The sequence below is a fragment of the Kitasatospora sp. NPDC059973 genome, from assembly GCF_042737525.1.
GTDB lineage: Bacteria > Actinomycetota > Actinomycetes > Streptomycetales > Streptomycetaceae > Kitasatospora.
The window spans coordinates 21221-34859 of sequence record NZ_JBHWUI010000050.1 but is presented as its reverse complement, the minus strand read 5'-3'; the positions used below and the strand labels follow the sequence as shown (position 1 = coordinate 34859).

Genomic DNA, 13639 nt, shown 5'->3' with positions numbered 1-13639 from the left:
GACGGGGACGGGGGCACGCCGGACGGCGGGTCGAAGGGGCGGCAGGTGTGGAGGTGCGGTGGAGGAACGGGGCGCGCGGCCGCCGTCCGTCAGGCGTCGACCCGGCGGACCGCGCCGTCGGCCACCGAGTACCGGGCCCCGGCCAGGGCCTTCGGCACGTCCTCCGCGACCGCCGCGGTGACCAGGACCTGCTCGCCGCCGGCGACCAGCTCGGCCAGCCGGTCGCGGCGGGTGGCGTCCAGCTCGGCGAAGACGTCGTCGAGGATCAGCACCGGTTCGCCGCCGTCGGCGCGCAGCAGCTCGTAGGAGGCCAGCCGCAGCGCCAGCGCGAACGACCAGGACTCGCCGTGGCTGGCGTAGCCCTTGGCCGGCAGCGGCCCGAGCCGCAGGCCCAGCTCGTCGCGGTGCGGCCCGACCAGCGTCAGACCGCGCTCGACCTCCTGCTTGCGGGCCGCCCGCAGGGCCTGGAGCAACTGCTCCTCGGCCTGCTCGCGGCTGGTCGGCAGCTCGCCCTCGAAGGAGCTGCGGTACTCCAGCACGGTCTCGCCGCCGGCGGGCGCGAGCTGCCCGTACGCGGCTGTCACCAGCGGTTGCAGAGAGGCGACCAGCTGGATCCGGAAGGCGGTCAGCTCGGCTCCGGCACGTGCCAGGTGGCCGTCCCAGACCTCCAGGGTGGAGAGGTCCGCGCCCTTGCCGCCGCCGGAGCGGCGGGCCATCGCGGCGGTCTTCAGCAGGGCGTTGCGCTGCTTCAGCACCCGCTCGTAGTCCTGCCGGACGCCGGCCAGCCGGGGCGCCCGGGCGGTCAGCAGCTCGTCCAGGAAGCGCCGGCGCTCGCCCGGGTCGCCCTTGACCAGGCTGAGGTCCTCGGGAGCGAACAGCACGGTGCGCAGCAGGCCCAGGACGTCCCTGGGCCGGACGTTGTCGGAGCGGTTGATCCGGGCGCGGTTGGCCTTGCCCGGGGTGATCTCCAGTTCGACCAGGGTGCTGCGGCTCCCGGCCACCACCGAGGTGCGGATCACCGCCCGCTCGGCGCCGAGCCGGATCAGCGGGGCGTCGGTGGCCACCCGGTGGCTGCCCAGGGTGGCGATGTAGCCGATCGCCTCGACCAGGTTGGTCTTGCCCTGGCCGTTGGGCCCGACGAACGCCGTCACGCCCGGGTCGAGGGGAACCTCGGCCCGGGCGTAGGAACGGAAGTCGGCGAGCGACAGATGCGCGACGTGCATGGCTGTGGACTGCGCTCGCCTTCTGTGGACGTCCCGGTGGGGCGGACTACTTCGACTCGACCGCGTGGCCGCCGAACTGGTTGCGCAGCGCGGCGATCATCTTCATCTGCGGCGAGTCGTCCTGGCGGGACGCGAACCGGGCGAAGAGCGAGGCGGTGATCGCGGGCAGCGGCACGGCGTGGTCGATCGCGGCCTCGACCGTCCAGCGGCCCTCGCCGGAGTCGGCGGCCCAGCCCTTGAGCTTGGCCAGGTGCTCGTCGTCGTCCAGCGCGCGAACGGCGAGGTCCAGCAGCCAGGAGCGGATGACCGTGCCCTCCTGCCAGCTGCGGAAGACCTCGCGCACGTCGGTGACCTCGGGGGCCGCCTCCAGCAGCTCCCAGCCCTCGGCGAAGGCCTGCATCATCGCGTACTCGATGCCGTTGTGGACCATCTTGGCGAAGTGGCCGGCGCCGACCGCGCCCGCGTGCACCGAGCCGAAGTCGCCCTCGGGCTTGAGGGCGTCGAAGACCGGCTTCGCCTTGGCGACGTGCTCGGCGTCGCCGCCGTACATCAGCGCGTAGCCGTTCTCCAGGCCCCAGACGCCGCCGGAGACGCCGCAGTCGACGAAGCCGATGCCCTTGGCGGCCAGCGACTCGGCGTGCTTGATGTCGTCCGTCCAGCGGGAGTTCCCGCCGTCCACGACCACGTCGCCGGGGGAGAGCAGCTCGGCGAGCTCGTCCACGGTCGCCTGGGTGGCGGCCCCGGCCGGAACCATGACCCAGACCACGCGCGGGCCCTGGAGCTTGGTCACGAGCTCCTGGAGGCTCTCGACATCGGAGATGTCGGGGTTGCGGTCGTAACCGATGACGGTGTGGCCGGCGCGGCGGATCCGCTCGCGCATGTTGCCGCCCATCTTGCCGAGACCGATGAGGCCGAGCTCCATGACCAAGTCCTTACCTGGGGTGACGTGCCTGCCTGCGGCGCCGTTGCCGCGCTGCCCTGAGCCTACGCGCTGAAGCGCGAGGGCCTCCCCGTGGTCGGGCCGACCGGGGGAGGCCTTCCACAGGCTGGACGCCCGGGCTGTGGACAACCCGGGCGACGCGCGCTCGTGACACCGGCGGGGCGGCCGGAGCCGCCCCGGGCGGTCGGTCAGCCGGAGAGGCGGACCGGCATGATCAGGTACTGGTAGGCCTCGTCGGCCTCGGTGTCCACCGAGGCCTTGCCGCTGAGCAGCGCCGGCTTGGTCGGCGTGGTGAAGCTCAGCTGGGCGTAGGCGGAGTCGATGGCCTTGAGGCCCTCCTCCAGGTAGCCCGGGTTGAAGGCGATCGAGATGTCGTCGCCCTCCAGGTCCGCGTCGATCCGCTCGGTGGCCTGGGCGTCGTCGCCCGAACCGGCCTCCAGCGTCAGCACGCCCTGCTCGAAGTTGAGCCGGACCGGGGTGTTGCGCTCGGCGACCAGCGAGACGCGCTTGAGCGCCTCCAGGAAGGGCTGGGTCTGGATCGCGGCGACGGCGCTGAACTCCGTCGGGAAGAGGCTGCGGAACTTGGGGAACTCGCCCTCCAGCAGCCGGGTGGTGGTCCGGCGGCCGGCGCCCTCGAAGCCGATCAGACCCTCGCCCGCGCCGCCCGAGGACAGCGCGATCGAGACGGTGTCGCCGCTGCCCAGGGACTTGGCGATGTCCTGCAGCGTCTTGGCGGGGACCAGCGCGACCGCCGAGATGTCCGGCTGCTCGGGCTTCCACAGCAGCTCGCGGACGGCGAAGCGGTAGCGGTCGGTGGCGGCCAGGGTGATCCGGTCGCCCTCGATCTCGACCCGCACACCGGTGAGCACCGGGAGGGTGTCGTCGCGGCCGGCGGCCACCGCGGCCTGGCTGACCGCCGAGGCGAACACGTCACCGGAGACGGTGCCGGTCGCGGTCGGCATCTGGGGCAGGGCCGGGTACTCGTCCACCGGCAGGGTGGGGAGGGTGAACCGGGAGCTGCCGCAGACCACGCTGACCCGCTGGCCGTCGGTGGAGATCTCCACAGGCCGGTTGGGAAGGTTGCGCGAGATGTCGTTCAGCAGCCGGCCGGAGACCAGCACGGTGCCGGCCTCCTCGACGTCCGCCTCCAGCTCGACCCGGGCCGAGACCTCGTAGTCGAAGCCGGACAGCGCCAGGCTGCCCTCCTGCGCCGTCAGCAGCAGGCCGGCCAGCACCGGCACCGGCGGCCGTGCCGGGAGGCTGCGGGCAGCCCAGGCCACCGCCTCCGCGAGGACGTCACGCTCCACCCGGAACTTCACCGGTAACCGCCTCCTGGATCGAGCGCTCCCGCTCGCAAAGTCTGGTTGGTCTGATCTTGGTCGTCGGTGCGGCCGGCCGCCGAGCTCTGCCACTCCGCATCCAGTCGCAGAGGACAGTCTGACGTACTCCACCGACAGACGGGGCAGACGGGCGGAAGCAGGCCGAACAGATGTCGGGGAGCGGTTGTCCACAGATTTCGGCCCCACCTGCTTTCAAGCCCTTCAACTGGTCTATAGGTGTAGTGGTAGTAGTAGGGCCTGTGGAAACCGTGGATAACCCTGTTCGTGCAGGTCAGGCCCGGTTTTTTGTCCACAGGAGGTGTGGACGGCGGCTGTGGACGAACAGGGCCCGCTGTGGACAGCGGAGCGTTACCCACAGGGCACGTTGGGTATCCACAGGTTATCCCCAGCGCTGTCCCCAGATCCGGGCCCGGTTATCCACGGGGGCCGGTCAACTTTTCGTGACGCCTTTCACACCAGGGCATGAACGCGGGCCCACGGTTGTCGAACTGTGGACGCGGCTGTGGACAACCTGGGGATAACCGCCGCCACCCTGGGGACAACCGGTGGACAACCCGAATGGCCCACTGACGGCCCGCCAATTGTCCACAGCCTGTGGATAACCGTTGTGCACAAGTCCACAGGCACCTGACCTGCGCGGAAGAGCGTAGCGGCGCGCGGCCTGTGGAGGAATTCTGGATAACTCGCGGGCCGGTGGCCTGTGGACGGTGGAGAACCGGCTCCGCCTGTGGACAACGGCCCTGCGCGCCCGGGGTGTTCGAATCACCGGTCAGATGTTCGGCGCGGGCTGCGGACTGGCGGAGCGTCCGTCGGGGCATTCCTGCCCAGCCGATCGGCGACGCACACCTCCGGATATGCCGAAAGGGCGTCAGGATCGCTCCTGACGCCCTCGCAGGGGTGTGGACGGCCCGTCCGGCCGGTCCGGCTAGCTCTTGATGCGGTTGGTCAGTTCGGTGACCTGGTTGTAGATCGAGCGCCGCTCGGCCATCAGCGACCGGATCTTGCGGTCGGCGTGCATCACCGTGGTGTGGTCGCGGCCGCCGAACTGCGCGCCGATCTTCGGCAGCGAGAGGTCGGTCAGCTCCCGGCAGAGGTACATGGCGATCTGGCGCGCCGTCACCAGCACCCGGCTGCGGGAGGATCCGCAGAGGTCGTCCACGCCCAGCCCGAAGTAGGCGGCGGTCTGCTGCATGATGACCTGCGCGGTGATCTCCGGTCCGGCGTCCTCGTCCCCGCCGGGGATGAGGTCCTTGAGGACGATGCCGGCCAACTCCAGGTCCACCGGCGCCCGGTTGAGGTTGGCGAAGGCGGTGACCCGGATCAGGGCGCCCTCCAACTCCCGGATGTTGCGGGTGATCCTGGACGCGATGAACTCCAACACGTCCGCCGGGGCGTTGAGTTGCTCCTGGATCGCCTTCTTGCGCAGGATCGCGATCCGGGTCTCCAGCTCCGGCGGGGTGACGTCGGTGATCAGCCCCCACTCGAAGCGGTTGCGCAGCCGGTCCTCCAGCGTGATCAGCTGCTTGGGCGGCCGGTCGGACGAGAGGACGATCTGCTTGTTCGCGTTGTGCAGGGTGTTGAAGGTGTGGAAGAACTCCTCCTGCGTGGACTCCTTGCTCGCCAGGAACTGCACGTCGTCCACCAGCAGGATGTCCATGTCCCGGTACCGCTTGCGGAACGCGTCCGCCTTGCCGTCCCGGATCGAGTTGATGAACTCGTTGGTGAACTCCTCCGACGACACGTAGCGCACCCGGGTGCCCGGGAAGAGGCTGCGCGAGTAGTGCCCGATGGCGTGCAGCAGGTGGGTCTTGCCCAGCCCGGACTCGCCGTAGATGAAGAGCGGGTTGTACGCCTTGGCCGGGGCCTCGGCGACGGCCACCGCCGCCGCGTGCGCGAAGCGGTTGCTCGCGCCGATGACGAAGGTGTCGAAGAGGTACTTGGGGTTCAGCCGGGCCGCGGGCTCGTCCTTGCGGGAGCCGCCGGCCGGGGGAGCGCCGGGCGGGGCCGGCACGCCGGGGACGGCCGGGCGGTCGGTGGCGCGCTCGGGGCCGGGCTTCTCCGCGGGCCGGCCGGGGGCCGGGCGCCCGCCGGGACCGCGCCGGGCACCACCGGTCCGCGGGTGCTCGCCGGGGCCGGGGCCGTAGGCGCCGCCGAAGAGGTCGCCCTGGGTGGTCGACGAGGGGCCGTGCGCCGGGCGGGGAGCCGGGCGCTGGGCGGGCGGCTCCTGCTCGGGGTAGCCGGAACCGTGCTCGGGATAGCCCTGGTGACCCTGGTGACCCTGGTGGCTCTGGTGGCTCTCCCAGGGCTGGTTCTGCGGCGGGCCGCCGTAGCCGCCGCCCGGCGGCCGGCCCGAGCCGTACGCCGGGGCCTGGTGCTCCTGGTAGCCGCCGCCGTCGTCGTACCGGTCGTGCTCGTAGCCGGACTCGGAGTCGTAGCGGCGCTCGTAGCCCTGGTGCCCGTAGTCGCCGCCGTCGTCGCGCTGGTACGGCTCGCCGGCCGGCGGCTCGTCCTGCGCGGGCGCGGGGGTGGTGGGGACGGCGTTGGCGTCGACCATCACCGCGATCCGGACCGGGCGGCTGAGTTCGCGGCTGAGCGCCTCGGTCAGCTGGGGCAGCAGTCGCCCCTCCAGCACCTGCTTGGCCCGCTCGTTGGGGGTCGCCAGCAGGGCGGTGTCGTGCATCATCCACATCGGCTGGGTGCGCTGCACCCACTGCTTGTCCATCTCCCCGACGTCCGGGTCGCTGACCAGCCGCTCGACGACTCTCGCCCAGACCGGGACGAGGTCGCTGTTGACATCAGCCACTGGTGCACGCTTTCTCGGTTCCCCGCGGCTCCAGCAGGGGTGGTGGATCAAGAGACTGTGGATCTGTGTCCGTTGACGAAGAACAAAACCAGACAAGTCCTGCAACGGTAGTCAGCGAACAGAGCCGGATCAAGTCGTTGTCCACAGGCTGTGGGCGACGGGGGCCGCGAGCGCGGCCCGGGGCGTCCGTCGTGAAGGGCTGGTTTGACCCTCGCGCCCCGTCCCGCGTACCGTAACCAGGTCGAGTTGTCGATGGCCGCTGCCGCATGTCCGCGGGTCCACCCGCTCCATAAGGCGCGCAGCACGGGCGCCGTGGATTGCCCTGAACCCCAGCCGAACTGGGAGGACGGGTCGGATTTCCGTATCAGGGGAGATCACGCGGACGCACGGTGACGGCCAAGCGACTTCCCGTCATCCTACGATTCACCTCAGGAGCCCCCGAGTGAGCAAGCGCACCTTCCAGCCGAACAACCGTCGCCGCGCGAAGACCCACGGCTTCCGGCTGCGTATGCGTACCCGCGCCGGCCGTGCCATCCTGGCCGCCCGCCGTGGCAAGGGCCGCAGCGCCATCTCCGCCTGATCCGCGCCAGAGTCTGTTGTGCTGCCCTCCGAGAATCGGCTGCGGCGGCGCCAGGACTTCGCGACCGCGGTGAAACGCGGTCGCCGGGCCGGCCGGCCCCTACTGGTCGTCCATCTCAGCAGAGACGGCGATCTCACGGGGCAGGCCGACCGGGCCAGCGACTCCCGCCCGCACGTCGCCGAGGGGACTCCTTCGGCGCGTGCGGGTTTCGTCGTGAGCAAGGCCGTCGGTCCGGCGGTCGTCCGTAACCTGGTCAAGCGCCGACTGCGCCACCTCGTCCGTGATCGTCTCTCCGGGCTGCCCGCCGGTAGCCTGATAGTGGTGCGTGCGCTGCCCCCGGCCGCGTCCGCCTCGTACCAGGATCTGGAACGCGACCTGGACGCGGCGCTCAAGCGGCTGCTGAAGGCGGAGCCCGCCGTGACGGCGCCGACGGGAGCAGGTCGATGAAGTACCTGCTGATGGGTCTGATCAGGGTCTACCAGTGGACCATCAGCCCGCTGCTCGGTCCGGTCTGCCGCTATTACCCCTCCTGCTCGCACTACGGCTTCGAGGCCGTGAAGGTGCACGGGGCGGTCAAGGGCGGCGGCCTGACCGTGTGGCGCATCCTGCGCTGCAATCCGTGGACGCCCGGCGGGGTCGATCATGTTCCGCCGCGCAAGCACCCGGTGTGGCACCGCCGGCTGCGTGACCTGCTGAACCGCGGGTCCGCCGCCGATCAGCCGGTCGCCACGCCCCCCGCCGGTCCGGACCCAGAGGGCCCGGCGACCATTGGTCCCGTGGGGCCGATCCCAATGTCCAAGGAGCCTGACCGGTGACCTTCTCCTTCCTGAACCCCCTGTACACAGCGGTGTCCTGGATCATCGTCCAGTTCCACTCGCTGTACAGCCACGTCTTCGACCCGAACGGTGGCTGGGCCTGGGGTCTTGCCATCGCCTCGATGGTGGTCGTCATCCGGATCTGCCTGATCCCGCTCTTCGTGAAGCAGATCAAGGCGACCCGGGCCATGCAGGCGATCCAGCCGAAGATGAAGGCCATCCAGGAGCGCTACAAGAACGACAAGCAGCGCCAGTCCGAAGAGATGATGAAGCTGTACAAGGAGGCGGGTACCAACCCGTTCTCCAGCTGCCTTCCCATCATCGTGCAGGCGCCGTTCTTCACCGCCCTCTACGGCGTGCTCGCCAAGGTCGCCAAGAGCGAGCCGATCGGCGTCATCCACGGCGACCTGCTGACCAGCGCCGGCCAGGCGCACATCTTCGGCGCCCCACTGTCGGCGACCTTCCTCGGCAGCAGCGAGGTCAGCGTCAAGATCGTCACCGCGGTGATGATCATCCTGATGTCGCTGTCGCAGTTCATCACGCAGCGCCAGCTGATGACCAAGAACGTCGACCTCACGATCAAGACGCCGTTCATGCAGCAGCAGAAGATGCTGATGTACGTCTTCCCGATCATGTTCGCCGTGATGGGCATCAACTTCCCCGTCGGTGTGCTGGTCTACTGGCTGACCACCAACGTCTGGTCGATGGGCCAGCAGCTGATCGTCATCCGGAACAACCCGACGCCCGGCAGCAAGGCCTGGGACGAGCGCCAGGTCCGGCTGAAGAAGAACGGCCGCCTCAACCCGGACGGCTCGGAGATCAAGGGCGCCCTCTGGGGCATGCTGCCCCCGAAGAAGACGGCCGCGTCCGCCGAGGCCGTCGTCGAGGACGCGGTGCAGGTGCGCCGCCAGCAGCCGCGCAAGCAGACCAAGTCGCAGCGCCAGCACACCGGTGCCGCCCCGACGGCCAGCCTCACCAAGGACGCCCCGGCTCCGGCCGAGGAGTCCGAGGCCGCGGTCCCGGCCGAGTCCGCCGGTGCCAAGCCGACCGCGACCAGGCCCTCCGGGGCCAAGTCCGGCCCGGCCCGGCAGGGCGGCCGGCAGCAGCCGAAGCGCGGTGGGCAGGGCGGCCAGCGGCCGAAGAAGAAGTCCTGACCGACCGGCCCCGGACCGTCCCAGCGGCCCTCTGAACCTCGTTCCCGGCCCACCATCCGGGCCCATCCCCGAAGGAGTCCATCAGTGACGGAAGGCACCACCTCCGCCGTCGAGGTCGAGGCCGCTTCCAGCGCCGACGAGAGCCTCGTCTCCCGCCTGGAGCAGGAGGGCGACATCGCGGCGGACTACCTGGAGGGTCTGCTCGACATCGCCGACCTCGATGGGGACATCGACATGGACGTCGAGGGCGACCGCGCCCTGGTGTCCATCGTCGGCGACGGCAATGACCGCGCCCTGCAGCGCCTGGTCGGCCAGGACGGCGAGGTGCTGGAGGCCCTGCAGGAGCTGACCCGGTTGGCTGTCCACCGGGAGACCGGCGAGCGCAGCCGCCTCATGCTGGACATTGCCGGCTTCCGCGCCCGCAAGCGCACCGAGCTGGCCGAGCTCGGGGCCCAGGCCGCGGAGCAGGTCAAGAGCTCGGGGGAGCAGGTCAAGCTGCGGGCCATGACGCCCTTCGAGCGCAAGGTCGTGCACGACGCCGTCGCCGCGGCCGGTCTGCGCAGTGAGTCGGAGGGCGAAGAGCCCCAGCGGTGCGTGGTCGTGTTGCCGGCCTGACACCGGGGAAGTCGATGACCGGCCGCTTCGGCGACCGGTGACCTTCAGAGGACTCGACCCCGTCCGCCTCGTGCGGGCGGGGTCGTCGTCCCTTCGCGGGGCGTGGCCCGGCGAAAGATGTTTCACGTGAAACAGTGCGGAGAGCGGGTCGGTGGATCCGGGGAGCGGAGAGGTCGAGATGGACACGGAGAGCGCGGCAGCCGGGGATCCGGCGGCGGGTGCCGGTAGTTCGGCCGCTGAGGGCCCGGGCGCCGAAGGCGCGGCGGCCGAGGGGCTGGCCGCCGCCCCGGCCGTGGCTCGGGAGGTCTTCGGTGACCGCTACGAGGCGGCGGTCCGCTACACCGAGCTGCTGGCCACCGCGGGAGTCCAGCGCGGGCTGATCGGCCCTCGCGAGGTGCCCCGGCTCTGGGACCGCCACGTGCTGAACTGCGCGGTGCTCGCCGAGCTGCTGCCGCCCGGGTCGACCCTGTGCGACGTCGGCTCCGGGGCCGGGCTGCCCGGCATCCCCGTCGCGCTGGCGCGCCCGGACGTCTCGGTGACGCTGCTGGAGCCGCTGCTGCGCCGCACCACCTTCCTGGAGGAGGTGGTCCGTGAGCTCGGCCTGGAGAACGTCACCGTGCTGCGCGGGCGGGCCGAGGAGATGGTCGGCAAGCTCGCGGTGGACGTGGTGACCGCCCGGGCGGTGGCACCGCTGGACCGGCTCGCCGGCTGGGGCATGCCGCTGCTGCGCCCGCACGGCCAGATGCTGGCGCTCAAGGGGGACAGCGCCGAGCAGGAGCTGGCCGACTCGCGGGCCGGGCTGGCCAAGCTGGGCGCGGTCGAGTGGACGGTCATCTCGGTGGGCGAGGGCACGCTGGAGACCTCGACCCGGGTGATCCAGGTGAAGGCGGGGGAGAGCCCCGGCGGGGTCAAGGCGGCGACCCGGCGGGCCCGGGCGGCCCGGGCCGGGCGCAACGCCGGTGCCCCGCGCACCGGTGAGCGGAGCCGGGGCGGACGGCGCCGCAGCCGCTGAGCGGGCGGGATCGGGAACGGGCGGGTGGTCTTCGGACCACCCGCCCGTTCGGCGTTCCGGCCGCGCGCGGTCGTCGTCCCCGGCACCCGGGCCCGCGCCGAAGGAGCCGGCGGCGGGCCCGGTGACGCCGGAGCGACCGGCGGGCGGCCGACCGGGTGACTCCCGGCCACCGGAGTGTCGCACCGTCAGAATTCCGACATTGCGGGCATGGTGTTTCACGTGAAACGTCGCTCCCTGCTTTCCGGAATCCTCAGTCGCAGCCGGGCGGCGACTGTTGCCGCTCCGGTTTCACGTGAAACACTGACCCCCATGCAGGACTCGGAGACCATCGACCAGATCGATGACACGCCCATCGCACGGGCTGCCCAGGCTGCGGTACAGGCGATCGGCCGAGCGGGCGAGGGTCTTCCCCGACCTGTCGCGACCCGGGTGATCGTGGTGGCCAACCAGAAGGGCGGGGTGGGCAAGACCACCAGCACCGTCAACATGGCGGCCTCGCTCGCGATGCACGGACTGCGCGTGCTGGTGGTGGACCTCGATCCGCAGGGCAACGCCTCCACGGCGCTCGGCATCGACCACCACGCCGAGGTGCCGTCGATCTACGACGTGCTGGTGGAGGGCAAGCCGCTGGCCGACGTGGTGCAGCCGGTGGTGGACGTCGAGGGGCTCTTCTGCGTCCCCGCCACCATCGACCTGGCCGGCGCGGAGATCGAACTGGTCTCGCTGGTCGCCCGGGAGAGCCGGCTGCAGCGCGCCATCGCCGCCTACGAGCAGCCGCTGGACTACATCCTGATCGACTGCCCGCCCTCGCTCGGCCTGCTGACGGTCAACGCGCTGGTGGCCAGCCAGGAGGTGCTGATCCCGATCCAGTGCGAGTACTACGCGCTGGAGGGCCTCGGCCAGCTGCTGCGCAACGTCGAGCTGGTTCGCGCGCACCTCAACCCCACGCTGCACGTCTCCACCATCCTGCTCACCATGTACGACGCCCGGACCAGGCTGGCCGCCCAGGTGGCCGAGGAGGTCCGGACGCACTTCCAGCAGGAGGTGCTGCAGACCGCGATCCCGCGCTCGGTCCGGATCTCCGAGGCGCCCAGCTACGGTCAGACGGTGATCACCTACGACCCGGGTTCGACCGGCGCGCTCTCCTACCTGGAGGCCGCCCGCGAGCTGGCGATGCGGGCGTCGGGTATCGGTACCGGTGGCACGCTGGTCGGTCAGCAGCGGGCGGGTCAGCAGCAGGGCAGCGAGCCGGGGCAGCACGCCCCGATGGCACAGCACGGCACGACGGAGGGCAATCGGTGAGTGGTCGCAGGGGTCTGGGACGAGGGCTCGGAGCGCTGATCGGACCCGCCGCACCGGCGGCCGACGGCGCGGCGACGCAGGCCTCGGCGGCCACGGTGGTGTCCCCCGGGGCGGTCTCGCCGGGCGCGGTGCCGCTGCTGCCGACCGGGCGCGGAACGCTGGCGGCCAAGGCGGCCGCCGAGAGCCTGCGGGAGCAGGCCCAGCGGGAGCAGGCGGCCGCCGCACCGGAGCTGGCACAGGTGCCCGGCGCCCGGTTCGCCGAGCTGCCGCTGGACTCGATCACGCCGAACCCGCGTCAGCCGCGCGAGGTCTTCGACGAGGACAAGCTGGCCGAGCTGGTCGCCTCCATCAAGGAGGTGGGCCTGCTCCAGCCGGTGGTGGTGCGCCAGGTCGCGCCCGAGCGCTTCGAGCTCATCATGGGCGAGCGGCGCTGGCGGGCCTCCCGGGAGGCGGGCCTGGAGCAGATCCCGGCGATCGTCCGGGCGACCGAGGACGACAAGCTGCTGCTGGACGCCCTGCTGGAGAACCTCCACCGGGCGGAGCTCAACGCGCTGGAGGAGGCGGCCGCCTACGACCAGCTGCTGCGGGACTTCTCCTGCACGCACGACGAGCTGGCGGACCGGATCGGCCGCTCGCGCTCGCACGTCTCCAACACCCTGCGGCTGCTGAAGCTCTCGCCGGGTGTGCAGCGGCGGGTGGCGGCCGGGACGCTGACCGCCGGGCACGCCCGGGCGGTGCTCGGGGTGCCGGACGCCGAGGGCCAGGAGGAGCTGGCCAAACGGATCATCGCGGAGGGGCTCTCGGTGCGGACCACCGAGGAGCTCGTCATGCTGATGAGCGGCCAGGAGCCGAAGCCCAAGCGCTCGGTCGGACCGCAGGCGGGCAAGCTGCTCTCGCCGGCCTTCAACGACCTGGCGAGCCGGCTCTCGGACCGCTTCGACACCCGGGTCAAGGTGGAGGTCTCGCAGCGCGGCGGCAAGCTGGGCAAGGGCAAGGTCGTCCTGGAGTTCGGCTCGGTGGAGGACCTCAACCGGATCCTGGACAGCCTGGCGCCGGGTGAGGACGGGCTGCGGCTGTCGCAGGGCTGAGCCGGGGCCGACCACGGATCTCGACGGGTGCATGTTCCACGTGAGCGGCTGTTTCACGTGAAACATGCACCCATCGGCGTTCAGGGGGAATGTTCGACTGTGGAGTGGACGAGGAGGTGCGGGGCATGGGACGCCGGATCGTTCCGCTGACGCTGGACAACCTCAAGGACCTGCCGACGACCTGTCGCTCCTGCGTGTTCTGGGAGCTGGATCCGGTCACCGGCCGGGCGGCCGTCGAATCCGGGAAGTCGGAGGCCGAGAAGGAGGGCTGGATCTCCGCGGTGCTGCTGGAGTGGGGTTCCTGCGGCCGGGTCGTCTACGTGGACGACGACCCCGCCGGTTTCGTGCTCTACGCCCCGCCGGCGTACGTGCCGCGGTCGCAGTCCTTCCCGACCAGTCCGGTCTCGCCGGACGCCGTTCAGCTGATGATCAGCCGCGTGCTCCCGGGCTACCAGCGGCAGGGGCTCGGCCGGGTGCTGGTGCAGACGGTGGCCAAGGACCTGATGGGGCGCGGGGTCCGGGCGATCGAGGCCTTCGGCGCGGTCGGCCGGCAGTCGCCGAGCTGTGTCCTGCCGGCCGATCATCTGCTGGCGGTCGGCTTCAAGACGATCCGGCCGCACCACCGCTACCCGCGGCTGCGGCTGGAGGCACGCACCACGCTGTCCTGGCGCGGTGACGTCGAGGGCGCGCTGGAGCGGCTGCTGGGCGGAGGCCGGAAGGAGCCCGCGCTGCGACCGTTCTGAGCCGCGCCGTCCGGGGGAACCGGG

The 13639-nt window shown here is 71.4% G+C and carries 13 protein-coding genes; 9 read left to right on the top strand and 4 right to left on the bottom strand.

What is annotated here, in order from left to right:
- Nucleotides 1-89: 89 nt before the first annotated feature.
- From recF to dnaA, 4 genes are all read right to left on the bottom strand, one after another.
- Complete coding sequence (recF, locus tag ACFWA9_RS16210; RefSeq protein WP_329488803.1) at nucleotides 90-1223, bottom strand: DNA replication/repair protein RecF; 1134 nt, start codon at nucleotides 1221-1223, stop codon at nucleotides 90-92.
- A 46-nt stretch (nucleotides 1224-1269) separates the two neighbouring features.
- Nucleotides 1270-2145 (bottom strand): phosphogluconate dehydrogenase (NAD(+)-dependent, decarboxylating), encoded by an 876-nt coding sequence (gene gnd / locus ACFWA9_RS16205; protein ID WP_329488802.1) that lies wholly within the window; start codon nucleotides 2143-2145, stop codon nucleotides 1270-1272.
- A 206-nt stretch (nucleotides 2146-2351) separates the two neighbouring features.
- Nucleotides 2352-3482, bottom strand: a complete 1131-nt coding sequence (dnaN, locus tag ACFWA9_RS16200; protein ID WP_329488801.1) for a DNA polymerase III subunit beta — start codon at nucleotides 3480-3482, stop codon at nucleotides 2352-2354.
- A gap of 946 nt (nucleotides 3483-4428) precedes the next feature.
- On the bottom strand, nucleotides 4429-6306 hold the full coding sequence (gene dnaA / locus ACFWA9_RS16195; RefSeq protein WP_380387622.1) for a chromosomal replication initiator protein DnaA: 1878 nt from the start codon (nucleotides 6304-6306) through the stop codon (nucleotides 4429-4431).
- A gap of 442 nt (nucleotides 6307-6748) precedes the next feature.
- On the opposite strand from dnaA, the gene rpmH reads away from it, so the two are divergent.
- From rpmH to ACFWA9_RS16150, 9 genes are all read left to right on the top strand, one after another.
- Nucleotides 6749-6886, top strand: a complete 138-nt coding sequence (gene rpmH / locus ACFWA9_RS16190) for a 50S ribosomal protein L34 (RefSeq protein WP_148643823.1) — start codon at nucleotides 6749-6751, stop codon at nucleotides 6884-6886.
- An 18-nt stretch (nucleotides 6887-6904) separates the two neighbouring features.
- Nucleotides 6905-7333: a ribonuclease P protein component gene (gene rnpA / locus ACFWA9_RS16185; RefSeq protein WP_352288575.1), complete on the top strand. Its 429-nt coding sequence runs from the start codon at nucleotides 6905-6907 to the stop codon at nucleotides 7331-7333.
- Entirely contained in the window at nucleotides 7330-7701 is a 372-nt protein-coding gene (gene yidD / locus ACFWA9_RS16180; RefSeq protein WP_352288573.1) for a membrane protein insertion efficiency factor YidD, read from the top strand. Before rnpA ends, yidD begins: the two co-directional genes overlap by 4 nt.
- Complete coding sequence (gene yidC, locus ACFWA9_RS16175) at nucleotides 7698-8855, top strand: membrane protein insertase YidC (RefSeq protein ID WP_352288571.1); 1158 nt, start codon at nucleotides 7698-7700, stop codon at nucleotides 8853-8855. Before yidD ends, yidC begins: the two co-directional genes overlap by 4 nt.
- Before the next feature lie 84 nt (nucleotides 8856-8939).
- Complete coding sequence (locus ACFWA9_RS16170) at nucleotides 8940-9470, top strand: R3H domain-containing nucleic acid-binding protein (RefSeq protein WP_329488796.1); 531 nt, start codon at nucleotides 8940-8942, stop codon at nucleotides 9468-9470.
- Nucleotides 9471-9648: 178 nt separating this feature from the next.
- Complete coding sequence (rsmG, locus tag ACFWA9_RS16165; RefSeq protein ID WP_329488795.1) at nucleotides 9649-10482, top strand: 16S rRNA (guanine(527)-N(7))-methyltransferase RsmG; 834 nt, start codon at nucleotides 9649-9651, stop codon at nucleotides 10480-10482.
- 309 nt (nucleotides 10483-10791) lie between these two features.
- Complete coding sequence (locus tag ACFWA9_RS16160; protein WP_380387617.1) at nucleotides 10792-11784, top strand: ParA family protein; 993 nt, start codon at nucleotides 10792-10794, stop codon at nucleotides 11782-11784.
- Nucleotides 11781-12872 (top strand): ParB/RepB/Spo0J family partition protein, encoded by a 1092-nt coding sequence (locus tag ACFWA9_RS16155; protein WP_380387614.1) that lies wholly within the window; start codon nucleotides 11781-11783, stop codon nucleotides 12870-12872. Before ACFWA9_RS16160 ends, ACFWA9_RS16155 begins: the two co-directional genes overlap by 4 nt.
- 125 nt (nucleotides 12873-12997) lie before the next feature.
- Entirely contained in the window at nucleotides 12998-13615 is a 618-nt protein-coding gene (locus ACFWA9_RS16150) for a GNAT family N-acetyltransferase (protein WP_352288565.1), read from the top strand.
- The last annotated feature ends 24 nt before the right edge of the window (nucleotides 13616-13639 follow it).

Coding starts and splice junctions, on each gene's coding strand:
- ACFWA9_RS16160 (WP_380387617.1), top strand. CDS start 10,792: ATGCAGGACTCGGAGACCATCGACCAGATCGATGACACGCCCATCGCA.
- gnd (WP_329488802.1), bottom strand. CDS start 2,145: ATGGAGCTCGGCCTCATCGGTCTCGGCAAGATGGGCGGCAACATGCGC.
- rsmG (WP_329488795.1), top strand. CDS start 9,649: ATGGACACGGAGAGCGCGGCAGCCGGGGATCCGGCGGCGGGTGCCGGT.
- recF (WP_329488803.1), bottom strand. CDS start 1,223: ATGCACGTCGCGCATCTGTCGCTCGCCGACTTCCGTTCCTACGCCCGG.
- yidD (WP_352288573.1), top strand. CDS start 7,330: ATGAAGTACCTGCTGATGGGTCTGATCAGGGTCTACCAGTGGACCATC.
- ACFWA9_RS16150 (WP_352288565.1), top strand. CDS start 12,998: ATGGGACGCCGGATCGTTCCGCTGACGCTGGACAACCTCAAGGACCTG.